This window comes from Occultella gossypii (assembly GCF_019947135.1).
Classification (GTDB): Bacteria; Actinomycetota; Actinomycetes; order Actinomycetales; family Beutenbergiaceae; genus Occultella; species Occultella gossypii.
The window spans coordinates 1-17,567 of the sequence record NZ_JAGSHT010000035.1 but is presented as its reverse complement, the minus strand read 5'-3'; the positions used below and the strand labels follow the sequence as shown (position 1 = coordinate 17,567).

Annotated in this window: 15 protein-coding genes and 1 pseudogene; 3 read left to right on the top strand and 13 right to left on the bottom strand. The window is 71.2% G+C overall.

The annotated features are described in order from the left end of the window. Nucleotides 1–716: 716 nt before the first annotated feature. The 12 genes from tyrS to KCQ71_RS26630 all read right to left on the bottom strand — a co-directional run bounded on the left by tyrS (nt 717) and on the right by KCQ71_RS26630 (nt 14,138). Nucleotides 717–1,976, bottom strand: a complete 1,260-nt coding sequence (gene tyrS / locus KCQ71_RS26685; protein ID WP_223411713.1) for a tyrosine--tRNA ligase — start codon at nt 1,974–1,976, stop codon at nt 717–719. An 87-nt stretch (nt 1,977–2,063) separates the two neighbouring features. Beyond that, nucleotides 2,064–2,687 (bottom strand): DNA-3-methyladenine glycosylase, encoded by a 624-nt coding sequence (locus KCQ71_RS26680; protein ID WP_223411712.1) that lies wholly within the window; start codon nt 2,685–2,687, stop codon nt 2,064–2,066. Next, the gene (locus KCQ71_RS26675) at nt 2,684–3,274 is read right to left on the bottom strand and encodes a nucleoside/nucleotide kinase family protein (protein WP_223411711.1); all 591 of its coding nucleotides are present in this window, start codon (nt 3,272–3,274) and stop codon (nt 2,684–2,686) included. Before KCQ71_RS26675 ends, KCQ71_RS26680 begins: the two co-directional genes overlap by 4 nt. Next, complete coding sequence (gene argH, locus KCQ71_RS26670) at nt 3,271–4,695, bottom strand: argininosuccinate lyase (RefSeq protein WP_223411710.1); 1,425 nt, start codon at nt 4,693–4,695, stop codon at nt 3,271–3,273. Before argH ends, KCQ71_RS26675 begins: the two co-directional genes overlap by 4 nt. Continuing rightward, nucleotides 4,695–6,122, bottom strand: coding sequence for an argininosuccinate synthase (argG, locus tag KCQ71_RS26665; protein WP_223411709.1), 1,428 nt, complete (start codon nt 6,120–6,122; stop codon nt 4,695–4,697). Before argG ends, argH begins: the two co-directional genes overlap by 1 nt. Further along, nucleotides 6,119–6,652: an arginine repressor gene (locus KCQ71_RS26660; RefSeq protein ID WP_223411708.1), complete on the bottom strand. Its 534-nt coding sequence runs from the start codon at nt 6,650–6,652 to the stop codon at nt 6,119–6,121. The genes argG and KCQ71_RS26660 overlap by 4 nt, the downstream gene beginning before the upstream one ends. Beyond that, nucleotides 6,652–7,608 (bottom strand): ornithine carbamoyltransferase, encoded by a 957-nt coding sequence (gene argF, locus KCQ71_RS26655; protein ID WP_223411707.1) that lies wholly within the window; start codon nt 7,606–7,608, stop codon nt 6,652–6,654. The genes KCQ71_RS26660 and argF overlap by 1 nt, the downstream gene beginning before the upstream one ends. Then, nucleotides 7,605–8,864 carry an acetylornithine transaminase gene (locus KCQ71_RS26650; protein WP_372454129.1) on the bottom strand — a complete coding sequence of 420 codons (1,260 nt, stop codon included), beginning with the start codon at nt 8,862–8,864 and terminating at the stop codon, nt 7,605–7,607. Before KCQ71_RS26650 ends, argF begins: the two co-directional genes overlap by 4 nt. Further along, nucleotides 8,861–9,871, bottom strand: coding sequence for an acetylglutamate kinase (gene argB, locus KCQ71_RS26645; RefSeq protein WP_223411706.1), 1,011 nt, complete (start codon nt 9,869–9,871; stop codon nt 8,861–8,863). Before argB ends, KCQ71_RS26650 begins: the two co-directional genes overlap by 4 nt. Then, entirely contained in the window at nt 9,868–11,031 is a 1,164-nt protein-coding gene (gene argJ / locus KCQ71_RS26640; RefSeq protein WP_223411705.1) for a bifunctional glutamate N-acetyltransferase/amino-acid acetyltransferase ArgJ, read from the bottom strand. Before argJ ends, argB begins: the two co-directional genes overlap by 4 nt. After that, the gene (argC, locus tag KCQ71_RS26635; protein ID WP_223411704.1) at nt 11,028–12,086 is read right to left on the bottom strand and encodes an N-acetyl-gamma-glutamyl-phosphate reductase; all 1,059 of its coding nucleotides are present in this window, start codon (nt 12,084–12,086) and stop codon (nt 11,028–11,030) included. The genes argJ and argC overlap by 4 nt, the downstream gene beginning before the upstream one ends. Before the next feature lie 42 nt (nt 12,087–12,128). Further along, on the bottom strand, nt 12,129–14,138 hold the full coding sequence (locus KCQ71_RS26630; protein ID WP_223411703.1) for an elongation factor G: 2,010 nt from the start codon (nt 14,136–14,138) through the stop codon (nt 12,129–12,131). 243 nt (nt 14,139–14,381) lie between these two features. Between KCQ71_RS26630 and KCQ71_RS26625 the strand changes: the two genes are divergently transcribed. From KCQ71_RS26625 to KCQ71_RS26615, 3 genes are all read left to right on the top strand, one after another. Continuing rightward, nucleotides 14,382–15,095, top strand: a complete 714-nt coding sequence (locus KCQ71_RS26625) for a VOC family protein (RefSeq protein ID WP_223411702.1) — start codon at nt 14,382–14,384, stop codon at nt 15,093–15,095. 300 nt (nt 15,096–15,395) lie between these two features. Continuing rightward, nucleotides 15,396–16,637, top strand: coding sequence for a hypothetical protein (locus KCQ71_RS26620; RefSeq protein WP_223411701.1), 1,242 nt, complete (start codon nt 15,396–15,398; stop codon nt 16,635–16,637). A 55-nt stretch (nt 16,638–16,692) separates the two neighbouring features. Then, a complete protein-coding gene (locus KCQ71_RS26615) occupies nt 16,693–17,145 on the top strand; it encodes an SRPBCC family protein (RefSeq protein WP_223411700.1) in 453 nt (150 codons plus the stop codon). Between the two features lie 122 nt (nt 17,146–17,267). Here KCQ71_RS26615 and KCQ71_RS26610 read toward each other — a convergent pair. After that, nucleotides 17,268–17,567: pseudogene (locus tag KCQ71_RS26610) on the bottom strand (hypothetical protein); the annotation flags it as partial.

Genomic DNA, 17,567 nt, shown 5'->3' with positions numbered 1-17,567 from the left:
CCACCCAAAGGCAGCCACAAGCACCGACACTACGAAGCAACCCCCACCACAACCAAAGCTGCAATGGAAGCCGATTCAAAACCCGGCCCGACCAGTCATCTGGCACAACTGGTCAAACCAAATAAACAAACTATTCGGCATCGATTATATGACACACTGTTGAGTTCTCAAGGAGCGGACGCGCACCAACCCAGACCCGCTAAGATCCTCGCTGGGGCAACCTCTCTACCCTAGCCTCCCGCACCCTCACCGTCAAATCCTGCGTTCCGGCTTGTAGCTGCTGCCGGTGGGCATGGAGTTGCTGCGGTGGACTGTGGTCCAAGGCCCGTCCTGTCGCTCCTCGATGCATCGCATCGGGTGACTGCCGGGGGTTCGTGCCCTCTATCCGGGACCGTCCACCTCTCGGTGTCCGTTCCTCCCTGTCGGGGCAACGAGGTGAAACATTACGTCGTGCCGGGGCAGGGGTCAAATCCTCCGCAACCCGCCCTCCGGGCACCTGTCCGAGCCGGCTCGATGGGCTCTGACCTGCAACAACGCATGGTCAGGTGTGCTCATCGGGCCCGGCGTCGAGCCTGATCCGGCGAGAACTGCCGTCAGTGACCTGAGTCACGATCCGCCTCGGCCCGGCTACGCCCTTCGCGGGAACGAGCGAGGCCGGCCGCCGGGACCGTGGGTCCTCGGTCGGCCGGCCGGCATCGGTCAGCGGTGCGGGGCGATCAGCGGGTGACGACCGCCAGGTTCCGCCGCCCCCGGCGCACCAGCGCGACACCGCCGGCGAGGAGGTCCCCCTCGGTGATGATCTGCTCCGGGTCGGCGACCTTCACGTTGTTCAGGTACGCACCACCCTCGCCGACCACGCGGCGAGCGGCGTTACGTCCCTTCTCCAGTCCCGCGGCCACGAGGGCATCCACGATCGTGGACTCCCCCGGCACCACGGTGCCCCGGGGTACCTCGGCCACCGCATCCGCGAGGGTGTCGGCATCGAGGTCGTGCAGGTCCCCGCCGCCGAACAGGGCCGCCGAGGCAGCCTCGACCCGGGCCGTGGCGTCCGCACCGTGCACCAGCGTGGTCACCTCACGGGCCAGCACTCGCTGGGCCTCGCGGGCCCGAGGCGCGTCGGCGACCGCCTGCTCCAGCTCGGTGATCCGCTCCCGGTCGAGGAACGTGAAGATCTTCAGGTAGCCCACCACGTCGGCGTCGTCGGTATTCACCCAGAACTGGAAGAAGGCGTACGGGCTCATCATGTCCGGGGCCAGCCAGACCGCACCGCCCTCGGTCTTGCCGAACTTGGTGCCGTCGGCCTTCGTGATGAGCGGGGTGGTGAGCACGTGCACCGCGCCACCATCGGCCTTGCGGATCAGGTCCACGCCGGAGAGCAGGTTGCCCCACTGGTCGTTGCCGCCGGTCTGCAGCGTGCAGCCGTAGCGCCGGTTCAGTTCCAGGAAGTCCATGCCCTGCAGGATCTGGTAGCTGAACTCGGTGAAGCTGATCCCCTCGTCGCTGCTGAGCCGGCGGGCCACGGTGTCCTTCGCGAGCATGGTGCCGAGCCGGTAGTGCTTACCGATGTCCCGCAGGAAGTCGATGGCGGACAGCGGCGCGGTCCAGTCGAGGTTGTTCACCATGGTGGCCGGGTTGTCGCCGTCGAAATCGAGGAACCGGGAGATCTGGGCGTGCAGACGCGTCGTCCACTCGGCCACGACCTCCTTCGTGTTCAGCGTTCGCTCACCGGACATCCTCGGGTCGCCGATCAGTCCGGTGGCGCCGCCGACGAGCGCGAGGGCCCGGTGGCCGGCGCGCTGCAGGTGCCGCAGCAGCACCAGCTGCACGAGGTGCCCGTGGTGCAGGCTCGGGCCGGTGGGGTCGAAACCGGCGTAGTAGGTGACCGGCCCCGCCGCGAGTGCGTCGGCCAGGGCCGACTCATCGGTTGACTGGGCGATCAGACCGCGCCAGCGCAGCTCGTCGAGGATGTCGTTCACGGCTACTTCTCTGCCTCTCGGGTGGGTGACACACGCGTGTACGTCGGATGCGTGTGGGGTGCGGCGGGTTGCCCGCCAGGTGCGAGCCTAACGGCGCCCGGCGGACCGGTAGGCGGACACGTGCGGGTCACCGTCGACCCAGTATCGCCAGCCGAACCTCTCCGCGTCTCCCCCGGCGCCGCTCACGCCGACCCGACCACCGCTGGCCACGGCGGCCGGCGGTTCGCCGCGGTCCAGGCTCAGGAGCCCGACGGCGTCGCCGCCCTGGGTGACGAGGGCACCGTTGTGCTCCCTGGTGAGTCCGAGCACGACGGCCAGGCGCGCCGGTCCCCTCGCGAGGTCGCGATCGGTGCGGCACACGCCCGAGGCGAGCCGACGCCGTCGGGCCTCGCCGGTCCCGGCGACCACCTCGCCGGCGCGCAACAGGACCGCGGAGGCGACGCCGTCGGGCCCGCAGACGAGATTGGCGCAGTGGTGCAGCCCGAGGTGTCGGTAGACGTAGAGATGACCGGGCGGCCCGAACATCACCTCGTTGCGGGGGCTCGGGCCGCGGTAGGCGTGCGAGCCCGGATCATCGATGCCCTCGTAGGCCTCGACCTCCACGAGCCGGACGGTGACCTCGTGCCCGCCGACCCGGGACGTGAGCGTGGCCCCGAGCAAATCGGTCGCCAACTCGGTGCTGCGCCGGGACAGGTCCAGGACGGTCTTCATGGGCGCAGCCTGCCCCAGGCGTCCACATGCACGTCGGCGAGGTCGCGGGTCCCGACGCGCGCGAACAGGTCCCGCTCGGCGCTCATCCAGCTCCGCCAGTGCGGTTCGGCGGCGACGCCGTCGCGGGCGAGCCCGCGGGCGAGCCGGACGTCGTCGTCGGCCTCCACCCACACGATCACCGAGAGGAACCGGCGCGAGGACGCCCGCACGCAGCCGACGCCCTCGACCACGAGGTGGTCGGAGATCGGGACCTCGTGGGACTCGGCGAACGCCTGCTCGTGCCAGTCGTAGCGCCGGTACTGGCCCGGTCGACCGAGCCAGATCGGTGCGAGGATCTCCTCGGTGAGCCGGTCCCCGGCCGCCGCGAGTCCGGACCACCCCTCGTAGAGGTCGTCCATGTGGATGGTCCGGGCGCCCAGGACGGGCGCGACGGCGGCGGCCAGGCTGGTCTTGCCGGAGCCGGCCGGCCCGTCGATGGCGATCACCGTGGTCCGCCCGCAATGCGGTCCAGCCGCGGCCGCCGCCGCGACGATCGCGGCGACGGTCTCGGCGGTGGCGGCCGCGCCGTCGGAGGGCGTCCGGGTCACCGCATCGCGGCGATGCCGGCGCGCCGCTCCGCGGACGTGGTGCGCGCCGCCTCGAGCTGCTCGGCGACCCGCTCAGGGGCGGTGCCGCCGACGCCGTCGCGGGAGCCGATGGAGCCGGCCACGCTGAGCACTTCCCGCACCCCCGGGCTGAGGTGCTCACTGATCGCGGCGAGGTCGTCGTCGCTGAGGTCCCAGAGTTCGATGCCACGACCCTCGCACGCCTGCACGCAGGCGCCGGCGATCTCGTGGGCGTCCCGGAACGGTACGCCCTGACGCACCAGCCACTCGGCGATGTCGGTGGCGAGGGCGAAACCCTGCGGCGCGAGCTCGGCGAGCCGGTCGACATGGAAGGTCAGGGTCGCGACCATGCCGGCGACGGCGGGCAACAGCAGAGCGAGCGTGTCCACGGCGTCGAACACGGGCTCCTTGTCCTCCTGCAGGTCCCGGTTGTAGGCCAGCGGCAGGCCTTTCAGGGTGGCCAGCAGCCCGGCCAGGTCGCCGATGAGGCGGCCCGCCTTGCCGCGGGCGAGCTCGGCCACGTCCGGGTTCTTCTTCTGCGGCATGATCGAGGAGCCGGTGGAGAACGCGTCGTCGAGGGTGACGAAGCCGAACTCCTTCGTCGCCCAGAGGATGACCTCTTCGGAGATCCGGGACAGGTCAACTCCGATCATCGCGGTCACGAACGAGAACTCGGCCACCACGTCCCGCGCGGCCGTGCCGTCGATGGAGTTCGCCACCGGGGCGTCGAAACCCAGGTCCGCGGCCACGGCGGCCGGATCCAGGCCGAGCGAGGAACCGGCGAGCGCGCCGGACCCGTACGGCGAGATCGCTGCGCGTGCGTCCCAGTCGCGGAGCCGGTCGACGTCCCGCAGCAGCGGCCAGGCATGCGCGAGCAGGTGATGGGCGAGGAGCACCGGCTGGGCGTGCTGCAGGTGGGTGCGCCCGGGCATCGGCGCGTTCGGGTGCGCCTGTGCCTGCGCGATCAGGGCGTCCACCACGTCCAGCACCCCGCCGGCGACCAGGAGTGCCTGCTCGCGCAGGTACATCCGGACCAAGGTGGCGATCTGGTCGTTGCGGGACCGTCCGGCGCGCAGCTTGCCGCCGAGGTGGGGCCCGGCCCGCTCGATCAACCCCCGCTCGAGGGCGCTGTGCACATCTTCGTCGCCGTCACCGGCCACGAACGCGCCGGAGGTGACGTCCGCGTCGAGTGCGTCCAGGGCGGCGAGCATTCCGGCCAGCTCGTCCTCGGTCAGCAGGCCGGCACCGTGCAGCACGCGGGCGTGGGCACGGGAGCCCGCGATGTCGTGGCGCGCGAGACGCCAGTCGAAGTGGGTGGACTTGCTGAGGGCGGCGAGCGCGTCGGCGGGGCCGCCGCTGAAGCGCCCACCCCAGAGCGCGCCGGACGTGGTGTGCTCGCCCATCAGTCGGATCCCACCTCCATGGCCGCGCTCTCCAGAGCGGTCTCGTCGCCTTCCACCGTCGGGTTGGCCGTGATGACGGCGGCCCCTCCGGTGGGCAGTTCACCGAACAGCGTGCCGTTCTCGACCAGCACCTGCCCCTGGTTCACCGGCTGCCGGGCGTACATCTCCAGCTTGTCGCGCGAGTCGGCGATGTCGAGGTTGCGCATGGTGAGCTGCCCGATCCGGTCGGTGGGGCCGAAGGCCGCGGACTCGGTGCGCTCCATCGACAGCTTCTCCGGGCGGTAGGAGAAGGCGGGTCCGTCGGTGCGCAGCAGCGTGTAGTCCTCGCCGCGGCGCAGCCGAAGGGTGACCTCGCCGGTGACGACGGAGGCGATCCATCGCTGGATCGACTCGCGGATCATGAGCGCCTGCGGGTCAAGCCACCGGCCCTCGTAGAGCAGCCGTCCCAGGCGCCGGCCGTCGGCGTGGTAGCTGGCGATGGTGTCCTCGTTGTGGATGGCAGCCACCAGCCGCTCGTAGGCGATGTGCAGCAACGCCATCCCGGGTGCCTCGTAGATGCCCCGGGACTTCGCCTCGATGATGCGGTTCTCGATCTGGTCGGACATGCCGAGCCCGTGCCGGCCACCGATGGTGTTCGCCTCGTGCACGAGTGCCACCGGGTCGGCGAAGGGGCGCCCGTTGATCTCGACCGGTCGGCCCTGGGAGAAGGCGATGGTGACGTCCTCGGTCTCGATCGCCACCTCCGGATCCCAGAACTTCACGCCCATGATCGGGTCGACGGTCTCCAGGGAGACGTCCAGGTGCTCGAGGGTCTTCGCCTCGTGCGTGGCGCCCCAGATGTTGGCGTCGGTGGAGTAGGCCTTCGCGGCGCTGTCCCGGTAGGGCAGGTTGTGATCGGTGAGCCACTCGCTCATCTCCGCGCGGCCACCAAGCTCGGACACGAACGCCGGGTCCAGCCACGGCTTGTAGATCCGCAGGGACGGGTTCGCGAGCAACCCGTAGCGGTAGAACCGCTCGATGTCGTTGCCCTTGAACGTGGACCCGTCGCCCCAGATCTCGACGCCGTCCGCCTGCATGGCGCGCACCAGCAACGTGCCGGTGACGGCTCGGCCGAGCGGGGTGGTGTTGAAGTAGGCACGGCCGCCGCTACGGATGTGGAACGCGCCGCAGGCGAGCGCCGCCAGCCCTTCCTCGACCAGGGCACTCTTGCAGTCGACGGCGCGGGACAGCTCGGCGCCGTACTCGATGGCGCGGCTGGGCACCTTCTCGATCTCGGGCTCGTCGTACTGGCCGAGGTCGGCGGTGTAGGTGCACGGGATCGCCCCGTGGTGCCGCATCCAGGCCACCGCGACCGAGGTGTCCAGACCGCCGGAGAACGCAATGCCTACTCGTTCGCCGACCGGCAGTTCCGTCAGTACCTTGCTCACCGGTTCTCCTCAGGGGTCGTCGTGTCTCTATCGGGATCGCGGCCACCGGCCAGATCCAGGAAAAGCTGGGCGACCACGGGTCCACCCTCTGCTTCGGCTGCGATCACCAGCACGGTGTCGTCCCCGGCGATCGTGCCGATCACCGGGGGCAGGACCGAGTGGTCGATCGCCGATGCCAAGAATTGTGCCGCGCCGGGAGGGGTGCGCAGCACCACCAGGTTCCCGGAGACGTCGGCGGAGACAAGCAACTCGGTGCACAGCCGGGCCAGCCGGGTGGCGAGCTGCTCGGTGTCGCCGCCGGCGTAGCCGAGCCCGCTCTCGGGCGGCAGTGCGTAATGCTGGCTGCCGTCGGCGCTGCGTACCTTGTATGCGCGCAGCTCGTCCAGGTCCCGGGACAGGGTTGCCTGGGTCGCGCTGACGCCCCGGTCGGCGAGCAGTGCCTGCAGGTCCCCCTGGGAGCGCACCGCCCCCGCCTCGACCACCTGCCGGATCAGCGCGTGCCGGGCCGTCTTGGTCGCCGGGATGGTCATCACCGCTGCTCCCGCCGCTCGAGCAGCCACGCGAGGATCGCCTTCTGCGCGTGCAGCCGGTTCTCGGCCTCGTCCCAGACGACCGACCGCGGTCCCTCGATCACCTCGTCGGTGATCTCCTTGCCGCGGTAGGCGGGCAGGCAGTGCATCGCGATGGCCGACGGCGCAGCCTGGCCAAGCAGGTCGTCGTTGAGTTGGTAGGCACGGAACGGTGCTTCGCGCGCCTCGGACTCGGCCTCCTGTCCCATCGACACCCAGGTGTCGGTGGCGACGGCGTCCGCGCCGCGGACGGCCTCGGCCGGGTCGGTGGTGACCGTGACGGACCCGCCGCTCTCCTGTGCGATCGCGGTGGCTCGGGCCACGATGTCCGCGTTCGGGTGGTAGTCGGCCGGTGCGCCGATCCGCACGTCCAGACCGGCCAGCGCGCCACCGAGCAGGTAGGAGTTGGCCATGTTGTTGGCGCCGTCTCCGACGTAGGCGAACGAGCGACCGGCGAGCGCCGGACCGGAGGCGGACAGGCCACCGGTGTGCTCGGCGATCGTGAGCAGGTCGGCGAGGATCTGGCACGGGTGGTAGTCGTCGGTGAGCGCGTTCACGACCGGCACCCCGGCATGGGCCGCCATCTCCTCGATCCGGTCCTGCCCGAACGTGCGCCAGACGATCGCCGACGTCATCCGGCCGAGCACCCGCGCGACGTCCGGAACGGACTCCCGCACGCCGACCTGGGCGAGTTTGCCGTCCACGAGCATCGGGTAGCCACCGAGCTCGGCGACGCCCGCGGTGAACGACGCCTGGGTGCGCAGGGTGGGCTTGTCGAAGATGATCGCGACCGCCTGCGGGCCGGCCAGCGGCCGGAACGCGTGCCGGGCCGCCTTGGTGGCGAGCGCGAGCAGCAGGACCTCGCGCTGCTCGGCGCTGGTCAGGTCGTCGTCGGCAAGGAAGTGGCGAAGGCTCATGCGGCACTCGCTTCCGTGAGGATCGTCGGCAGGTCCGCCACGAGGGCGTCGGCCTGCGCGGTGGTCAGGATCAGCGGTGGGGCGAGCCGGATCGCGTCCGGTGCCACCGCATTGACGATATAGCCGTGGCGCAGCGCCGCGGCCGCGACCGCCGGAGCCACGGGCTCGGCGAGCTCGATCGCGATCAGCAGGCCTTCGCCGCGGCATCCGGTCACGAGCGGGTGGTCCAGCGCTGCGATCTCGGTACGCAGGTGCTGCCCCACGGTCGTCGCGTTGGCGAGCAGACCGTCCCGCTCGATGACGTGGATGGTCGCGAGGGCGGCGGCGCTGGCCACCGGGTTGCCGCCGAATGTGGTGCCGTGCTGGCCGGGGGTCAGGAGCGTGGCCGCCTCCTCGGTGACCGCGACGAGCGCGCCCATCGGGAAGCCGCCGCCGAGGCCCTTGGCGAGCGCGATCGCATCGGGGACGACTCCGCCGCCGATGTGCGGCAGGTGGTGGGCCATCCAGGTGCCGGTGCGGCCCATGCCGGACTGGACCTCGTCGAGGATCAGCAGCGCCCCGTGCGCGGACGCGATCTCACGCGCCGCGGCCAGGTACCCCGGCGGCAGCGGGCGCACGCCCGCCTCCCCCTGGACCGGCTCGACGATCAGCGCGGCGACGCGCTCACCGCCGTCGGCGAACGCGGCCTCCAGGGCCGCGAGGTCACCGAACGGCAGGTGCTCGACCCCGCCCGGCAGCGGCTCGAACGGCTCCCGGTACGCAGCCTTGGCAGTGAGGGCGAGCGCGCCCATCGACCGGCCGTGGAACGCGCCGTCCAGGGCCAGGATGCGGTCCCGGCCGGGGCCACCGTGGCGGCGGGCGAGCTTGAACGCGGCCTCCATCGCCTCGGTGCCGGAGTTCGTGAAGAACAGCCGCCCACCCGCCGGTGCACCGCCGTCGACCACGAGGGCGAGCAGCCGCTCGGCGAGCGTGATCTGGGTGGGCGAGGCGAAGAAGTTGGAGATGTGCCCCAGCGTGCCGAGCTGGGCACTGATCGCCCCGGTGAGCGTGGGGTGGGCGTGGCCGAGCGCGTTGACCGCGATGCCGGCGAGCAGGTCGAGGTAGCGAGTGCCGTCGGCGTCCCAGACGTAGCAGCCCTCGCCGCGCACGAGCACCCGCTGCGGCGGCCCGAACGTGTTCATCAGCGCGCCCGCGTACCGGCGCTGCCAGTCGTCCTGGGTCAGCGAACCGGTGGCGGCCTCGATCACTTCGCTCACGCTTCGTCCTCCTCGTTCTCACTCGGCTTGTCGGCGTCGGCGATGTCGGCCACCGGCAGCACCATGGTGCCCACGCCCTCGTTCGTGAAGATCTCCAGCAGCAGCGAGTGCGGCTGGCGGCCGTCGATGACGTGTGCCTGGCGCACGCCGCCGCGGACCGCGCGCAGGCACGCCTCCATCTTCGGCACCATCCCGGACTCGAGTCCGGGCAGCATCTCCTCGAGGGCATCCGCGTCGATGGAACGGATCAGGGAGGTCCGGTCCGGCCAGGCCGCGTAGAGGCCCTCCACGTCGGTGAGCACCACCAGCTTCTGCGCGCCCAGCGCGGTGGCGAGCGCGGCGGCGGCGGTGTCCGCGTTCACGTTCAGCACGTCGCCGGGGCTTTCGCCGTCGGGAGCGATCGTGGAGACGACCGGGATCCGGCCGGCGTCGAGCAGGTCCTGCACGGCCTTCGGCCGCACCTCGACCACGTCGCCGACCAGACCGACGTCGACGGGCTGGCCGTCGATCATGGCGGGCCGCTTCACCGCGCGGAACAGGCCGCCGTCCTCGCCGGACAGCCCGACGGCGAGCGGTTCGCGTTCGTTGAGGCGGCTGACCAGGTCGCGCTGGACCTGCCCGGTGAGCACCATCCGGACCACGTCCATGGTCTCGGGGGTGGTCACCCGGAGGCCGCCGCGGAACTCCGACTCGATCCCGAGCCGGGCGAGCATCGCCGAGATCTGAGGGCCGCCGCCGTGCACCACGACGGGCCGCAGACCGGCGTACCGGAAGAACCGGACGTCGTCGGCGAAGGCCCGCTCGAGGGTGGCGTCGACCATGGCGTTGCCGCCGAACTTGATGACCACGATCGCCCCGGCGAACTCCTCCAGCCACGGCAGGGCCTGGACGAGCACCTCGGCCTTCTGGTGCGGGAACAGATCCGTCTCGGTGTTGAAGACGAACGAGGGGTCGACGGCGGTGGCCGGCTCGGCGGTCGGGTCCGGGTTCCGGTTGGGCTCGCTCATGTGGAGTACGCGCTGTTCTCGTGGATGTAGTCGTGGGTGAGGTCGTTGGTCCAGACGGTTGCCTCGTGGCTGCCGGCGTTCAGGTCGATCTCGACGTGCACCTCGCGCTGGGCCGCCAGGTCCACCAGGGAGCGGTCCGCGCCGGCGGCGCCGCCGCGGCAGATCTGCACGCCGTTGATCGCGACGTCCAGCTGGTCGGCCTCAAACTCGGCGACCTCGATCGGCACGGTGCCGACCTGGGACAGGATCCGGCCCCAGTTCGGGTCGTTTCCGAACATCGCGGCCTTGAACAGGTTGGACCGGGTCACGGCCCGGGCCACGGCGACGGCGGCGGCCTCGCTGTGGGCGCCGACCACCTTCACCGCGATGTCGTGGCTGGCGCCCTCCGCGTCCGCGACCAGGGCGCGGGCGAGGTCGCCGCAGGCCTGGGTGAGGGCGTCGGTGAGCTCGGCGAGGCCGACCTCGACGCCGCTGGCGCCGGAGGCGAGCAGGGTGACGGTGTCCGAGGTGGACATGCAGCCGTCGGAGTCGACCCGGTCGAACGTGGTGGCCGTGGCGGCGCGCAGGGCGGCGTCGGCGGTGGCGGCGTCCACGACGGCGTCCGTGGTGAGCACGCTGAGCATGGTGGCCATCGCCGGCGCGAGCATCCCCGCACCCTTGGCCATGCCGCCGACGCTCCAGCCGGCCCGGATCACGTGGGTGATCTTCGGGACGGTGTCCGTGGTCATGATTGCCGTAGCCGCGTCGTCACCTCCGTCGGTGTGGAGCGCGGCGACCGCACTGTCGACCCCGGGCAGGAGCTTGTCCATCGGGAGGCGTTCGCCGATCAGGCCGGTGGAGCAGACCACGACGTCACCGGCGGAGCAACCGAGCAGCTCGGCGACGCGTTCGGCAGTGTGGTGGGTGTCGGCGAAGCCCTCGGGTCCGGTGCAGACGTTCGCGCCGCCGGAGTTGAGGACCACGGCGTTGATCACGCCGTCGGCGACCACCTGACGCGACCAGGTGACCGGAGCCCCGACCACGCGGTTCGTGGTGAACACGGCGGCGCCGACGTGCAGCGGCCCGTCGTTGACGACGAGGGCGACGTCGGACTTGCGGGAGGCCTTGAGGCCGGCGATGACGCCGGCGGCGCGGAACCCGGCGGGTGCGGTGATGCTCACGGGGCGACTCCGTTCGTGGGCAGGCCCATCGTCTCGGGCAGGCCGAGGGCCAGGTTCATGGACTGGACGGCAGCACCGGCGGTTCCCTTGACGAGGTTGTCGATCGCGCAGACGGTCACGACCCGGCCGGCCCGGGAGTCCACGGCCACCTGGACCAGGGCGGTGTTCGCGCCGACGGTCGCGGCCGTGGAGGGCCACTGGCCCTCGGGGAGCAGGTGCACGAACGGCTCGTCGGCGTAGTAGGTCTGCCAGGCGGCCCGGACCGTGGTGGGGTCGACGCCCTCGGTCAGGCGCGCCGTCGTGGTCGCGAGGATGCCTCGGGCCATCGGCACCAGCGTCGGTGTGAACGACAGTCGAACCTGCTCGGCGCCGGCGGCGCGCAGGTTCTGTTCGATCTCGGGGATGTGCCGGTGCGTGCCGCCGACGGCGTAGGGCACCGCGGAGCCGAGCGCCTCCGAGGCGATCAGGTGGGTCTTGGCCGCCTTGCCGGCGCCGGAGTACCCGTTCGCGAGGACCGCGACCAGGTCGGTCGGGTCCACCACGCCGGTCGCGATGCCGGGCTGGATGCCCAGGGTGACGGCAGTGACGTTGCAGCCGGGCACGGCGATCCGCCGGGCTGAGCGCAGCACCTCACGCTGACGGGTGCCGGCGTCGGCGAGCACGAGCTCGGGCAGCCCGTAGGGCCAGCTGCCCGCATGGGGTGAGGCGTAGAACGTCTCCCAGTCCCCCGCGTCCACGAGCCGGTGGTCGGCACCGCAGTCGAGCACCAGGGCCTCGGACCCGGCCGCCTCGAGGGCGGCCGCGATCTCGCCGGAGGCACCGTGCGGCAGGGCGAGCACCACGACGTCGTGGCCGAGCAGGCTCTCGGCAGTGGTCTCGACGAACCGGCGCTCGGCGAGGTCGCGCAGGTGCGGGTGATGCAACCCGACCAGGTCACCGGCGTTCTTGTGGGCGGTGAGCGCCCCGATGGTCACCTCGGGATGACCGAGCAGCAGGCGCAGGACCTCGCCTCCGGCGTAGCCACTGGCACCGGCGATCGCAACAGATACAGGCATGTGCATAACTATACAGTCGGATGGATGACTGTCCAGCCGCGATCACCGACGTGCTCGCGCCGAGTGACCGCCACCGGCGACGGGCGCGAAGTGGTCCGGGACCGATTCCAGAACGCCCTGTCCGTTCGCGGCGCCGTGCAGACCGGCCCGCACCGCTCCGACCGAGTCGGCTCGCACCGTTCCCGACACCACCGCCAACCGGCCGTGGCTGTCCGTGGCGTCCGGCATCGCGCCGTGCCGGGAAAGCAGGGTGAGGACCGCGGCGAGGGTGCCCATCGGCACCTCGACGGTGAATCGCTCGACCGGTTCGCAGACCGTGGTGCTCGCCCAATGGATGGCTTCTCGCACCACGACCTCGGTCGTGTGCCGCACGTCGGAAGCGCGCGGACCGGCCGGAGGGTAGTCGCTCTCGGTCACCGTGACCCTGAGGTCCGTGACCGGCCAGCCGTGCGGTCCCGATCCGAGGGGATCCGCCAGGTAGCCCAGCATCGCCGACCGGAAGCCGTCGAGGGTGGAGTAGACGTGCAGCGGCAGCCCGGCCCGCGGCGCCTCGACCACCAGTTCGATGCCGCTGCCTGGCGCGGCCGGCTCGGTGCGCACCCCGAGGGTGTAGCCGTACAGGTGGCCCGCGTCACCCATCCGCCGCACGGCGGTCCCCGTGCTCGACGGGCGTTCCACGCACACCACCGTGGTTCCGCTGAAGACTGCGTCGATGCCGAAGTCGGCGGCCAGGGTCTGGGCCAGGACCTGTTGCTGTACCTCGCCGTACGTACTGATCCGGATGGCTCCGCAGTCGGACCGGACGGAGATCAGCGGGTCGATGTCGGCCAGTTCCGTCAGGGCCTTGCGCAGGTCGTACTGCTTGTTGGGGTCACGCGCAGCCACACGGGTCTCGAAGCCCGGCCTGGGCAGAACCGACCGAGCCGCGGGTGCGGGTCCGGAGCCGATCCAGTCACCGATCTGGGCAGCGTCCAATCCGCGGACCCGGGCGATCTGCCCCGCCGCGACCCGATCGCGCCGTACGGGACCGCCCGGCTCGAAGACCTCGAGATCCGTCACGGTCGCCGACCGGCCACCGCCGAGCGGCACCCGGTCTCGAAGGCGCAACCTGCCGGCGCGCACCCGCACGGTGGACTGGCGTCCTCCGGACGCGGGGTGCTCGACCTTGAAGATCTGCGCCGAGACAGGGGCGGCATCGTCACCGGCGGGTGGAGTGAGCAGCCAAGCCACCGTGTCGATCAGCTGGGTGATTCCGGCACCGGTTCGGGCCGAGCCGAACACGACCGGCTGAACGGCTCCGGCGCGTGTCAGCCGATCCAGGGTCATGCGTAGCCGCGCCATGCCGACCGGTCCGCTGCCTGCAACCCACTCGGCGAGCAGTTCGTCGTCATGGTCGGCCAACCGAGCCGTCAGACCTTCTGCCACCGCCGGCTCGTCCCAGGCGAGCGGTTGGCTCTGCGCCGCCGGTGCGCCCGCGCCGAGCACGCGGGTCAACGGCACCACCGACGAGCCCAGCCGGAACCGGATCTCGTCGAGGACCTTCTCGGGCGCCGCTCCGGATCGGTCGATCTTGTTGACGAAGAGCACCATGGGAACGCCCATGCGCTGCAGCGCCCGGTACAGCACCACGGTCTGAGCCTGCACGCCCTCGACTGCGGAGAGCACCAGGACCGCACCGTCCAGAACTGCCAGCGACCGCTCGACCTCGGCGATGAAGTCCGGATGGCCTGGTGTATCCACAAGATTGACGGTGAGATCGCCCACGCTGAACGACGCGACGGCAGACCGGATGGTGATGCCGCGCTGCCGCTCCAGTGCAAGGGTGTCCGTCTGGGTCGTGCCGGCATCCACCCGGCCGATCTGGTCGATCGCACCCCCGGCGTGCAGCAACGCTTCGGTCAGAGAGGTCTTGCCGGCGTCGACATGGGCCAGTACGCCGAGGTTGAGTCGGCGTGAGCCCGAATGGGGCGGCGCACCTGCCGCGGCCGGATCCGAGGCTGTGCCCGGGTCGGCGTCAGGTGATGCGGATCTCTGCGAGTTCGAACGGTCCATGGCTCCTCGTGTGCAGGTCGGCGGTTGCTGGGCACACGAACTCGCGCATGGTGGCTCCGTTCTCTCGGTCGGGGAACCTGTCAGCCGTTCGGACAGAACACGACGATCCTCCGGCTGCGTCCGACGCACTGTCAACGCGATTTTCAGCGGGCCGTCGTGGCACGATGCCGCCGCGTCGTTCCGCAAATTGCGCATCGCATCGGGCAGGATCGTGGTCGTTCCATCAGACCCGGAGGTCAGGCTATGAGTGAGCAGGGTTGGCGCCATTTCCTCGAGGCCACCGGCGTCGAGGACTGGGTCGTGTTGCACGGCGGCGCGACGGCGGTGTTCCGGACCGGCTCGCTCGCCGCCTCCGTGCGGCTCGCGGCCGCGATCGCCGAGGTCGCGGGCTTCGAGGGGGCCGGTCGGCTCCTGACCATCGCGGACGACCAGCTCACGGTGCGGCTCACCCGGGACCTCTGGGCACTTGAGCCGGAGCACGTCGACCTGGCCATGGCAGTCTCGGCCACGGCCGCGCAGCACGGCGCGATGGCCGATCGAGCGGCGGTGCAGGAGGTCCAGCTCGCGATTGCGGCGAAGCCCGATGCGATCGACGTCGGCTTCTGGCGGGCCGCCCTCGGCTACGACGCCGTGGCCGACGACAACGGTGTCGACCCGCTCGGCCACAGCTCAACAGTCTGGATGCAGGACCTGGACGAATCCAAGCCGTTGAGGCACGCGATGCACATCGACGTGTCCGTCGCGCGCGAGCAGTCCCACGCTCGGTTCGATGCGGCCGTGGCCGCCGGCGGGATCGTGGTGCACGACGCCGGACCGGGGCACTGGATCCTCGCCGACCGGGCCGGCAACAAGGTCTGCATCTGCGCGTGGCCGGACGGAGCCGAGTTCTCGGCGGACGAACGGGACGTCCCGGCCGGTGAGGCAACTACCGAGACCGGGATACCCGCGGCCGGCTGATGCGCCGCTCGCGGGGGGCGTGCAGACTGCGCGCGGGGCGTCCGGAATGGCCGGTACGATCCGCGAGAAAGCGAGCGGCCCCGCGCCCGTGACCTACGAGCGGACGAGGGCCCTGCACAGGGGCGAGGAGTGGCCGTGGGGCACGACGCACAGCAGCCTGGACACCAGCAGGATCCGCACCCGGACGAGCCATCGACGCAGCCGTCGTGGTCGCCGCCGGGTCCACCGCCGGCGCAGCCACAGGATGGGAGCCGGCCCTGGCCGCTGAGCAGCGGTGGACAGCCGTGGCAGCAGGGCGCCGTGCCAGCGCCCCAACAGCCCTGGCAGCAGGGCACCGCGCCCGCGCCCCAACAGGGCGCCGTGCCAGCGCCCCAACAGCCGTGGCAACAGGGCACCGCGCCTCCGGAGCCGTGGCCACCGGGCTCCCCGCAAGCGCTGCCGCAGCAACAGTGGGCGCCCACTGTCGCTTCGCCGCGCAAGCCGAAGCGCAAGCCGATGCGCAAGGGGGTGCTCCTCGGCATCGTCGGCGCGCTCGTGCTCGTCATCGCGCTCGTCGTCGTGCTCTCGGTCACCAACGCCAGGCGCGCGGAGCAGCGCGCGGCTGAGGAGGCCGCGGCATCGGAGGCTGCCGCCGAGGCCGCCGCGCAGGCGCGAGCGGACGCGGCCATCGCGCCCGTCGAGGGGTACCTGCAGGCCCTGGCCGACGCCGACGCCGACGCGGCACTCACGTTCCTCACGATCGCCTCGCCGTCGGAGCTCATGACGGATGAGGTGCTCGCGGCATCGAACGCGATCGCGCCGATCACCGCGATCGAGGTGACTCCCGTCGACCCGGAGACGGCATTCGGAGTCGTCGACGTGGCGGTGTCGTACCTGCTCGGTGATGAGCAGATCGACATCACGCTCAGCGTCACGGGCCCATACTCCGACGAGGACACCGTCGATTGGGAGCTCACCGGCGGCTACGGCAGCCTCTACGTCGGCGACGCGCTCGTAGCCGCGGGTGGCCTGGTCAACGGCGTCCAGGTCACGTCGGCGAGCGTCGACGTCTTCTTCGGCGCGTACGAGTTGAGCGTGTCCGACCCTCAGTTCGGGCTCGAGGGCACCACCCGGACGACAGTCTCCGAGGAGGCCGGCGGTGGTGAGTTCGACGCTCAGGTGGTGCTGAGCGACGAGGGGCTGGCGCAGTTCCGCACCCTCGTCAACGCGGCGGTCAGCACCTGCGTCGCCTCGACGACACTCGCCGCCGGTTGCGGCATCGACCTGCCTGACACGATCCAGGGCACCACGGTCCACGAGGGCACGGTCTCCCGGTCCTTGTCCGCCGAAGCACAGGTGACCCTCGACTCGCTCGAGGCCGACGTCGACCACAACGACCCGAGGATCGTGAGCGGCGAGTACATCGGTGCGGTCGACGTCGAGTTCGACTGCACGGAGAACGGCCAGTCGGGCCGCTGCGAACTACTCTTCGGCAGCGCCGGCAGCCTCGGCTCGCCCGTGGTCGACTTCGGCGCCGACGCACCAGTGGTGCGCTGGGACTGAGTCCGAGGCGCGGGCGATCCTTGCGTCCACGCGCCGCGCGTGGTCGGCTTTGCCCATGAGCGACGACGAGCGCATCGTGACCGCGTCGAAGGTGGTGGCGGCGCCCGCAGCCGTCATCTTCGAGCTGATCGCCGATCCGGCGAGGCAGCCGGAGTGGGACGGCAACGACAACCTCGGGCACGCGCCGCGCGGCCAGCGGGTGCGCTCGGTCGGCGACGTGTTCACCATGGAGCTCACGAAGGGCGCCGTTCGCGAGAACCACATCGTCGAGTTCGAGGAGGGGCGCCGCATCGCCTGGAATCCCGCCCCGCCGGGCGAGGAGCCTCCTGGTCACCTGTGGCGCTGGGAACTGGAAGTGTCCGATGACCGGACCACACTCGTCAGACACACCTACGACTGGACCAACCTCACCGACGAGCGAAGGTTCGAGCGGGCACGAAACACGACGGCCGCGAACCTGCAGTCGTCCGTCGATCGGCTCGCGGCGCTCGCCGAAGCCACCGCGTAGCCGCTGACCGAGGACGACGCTGGCGAGTAGCCGCTGGCGGAGGACGACGCTGGTGAGGAGCCGCTGACCGAGACTCCTGCTGACCGAGACTCCGGGCCGACTGGTGGCTCCGGCCGGCTCGGTTAGAAGGGTGGGGGTTCGTCGGGGTCGATGGGTCTGGGGTCGGGGGTGTGGTAGCGGGTTTTGCCGTTGCTGCCGGGGTGGTGGAGGTCGCGACTGAGTTTGGTCAGCGTGCCGTTGGGGTCGCGTTGGTAGGTGTGGCCGGTGGGAGTGTGCCAGGTGATGGTGCCGTCGGGGGCGCGTTCGTAGGAGAACTCGCCGTGGGTGACCAGGACGTGGTCGCGGCGGCACATCGGGTCGAGGTTGGCGTCGCTGGTGGGTCCGATGGGGTACGGGACGCGGTGGTTGAGTTCGGTCTGGCG

Coding starts and splice junctions, on each gene's coding strand:
- KCQ71_RS26625 (WP_223411702.1), top strand. CDS start 14,382: ATGAGTGAGCAGGGTTGGCGCCATTTCCTCGAGGCCACCGGCGTCGAG.
- argC (WP_223411704.1), bottom strand. CDS start 12,086: ATGCCTGTATCTGTTGCGATCGCCGGTGCCAGTGGCTACGCCGGAGGC.
- argF (WP_223411707.1), bottom strand. CDS start 7,608: ATGAGCCTTCGCCACTTCCTTGCCGACGACGACCTGACCAGCGCCGAG.
- KCQ71_RS26660 (WP_223411708.1), bottom strand. CDS start 6,652: ATGACCATCCCGGCGACCAAGACGGCCCGGCACGCGCTGATCCGGCAG.
- argB (WP_223411706.1), bottom strand. CDS start 9,871: ATGAGCGAGCCCAACCGGAACCCGGACCCGACCGCCGAGCCGGCCACC.
- KCQ71_RS26615 (WP_223411700.1), top strand. CDS start 16,693: ATGAGCGACGACGAGCGCATCGTGACCGCGTCGAAGGTGGTGGCGGCG.
- KCQ71_RS26680 (WP_223411712.1), bottom strand. CDS start 2,687: ATGAAGACCGTCCTGGACCTGTCCCGGCGCAGCACCGAGTTGGCGACC.
- KCQ71_RS26630 (WP_223411703.1), bottom strand. CDS start 14,138: ATGGACCGTTCGAACTCGCAGAGATCCGCATCACCTGACGCCGACCCG.
- argH (WP_223411710.1), bottom strand. CDS start 4,695: ATGGGCGAGCACACCACGTCCGGCGCGCTCTGGGGTGGGCGCTTCAGC.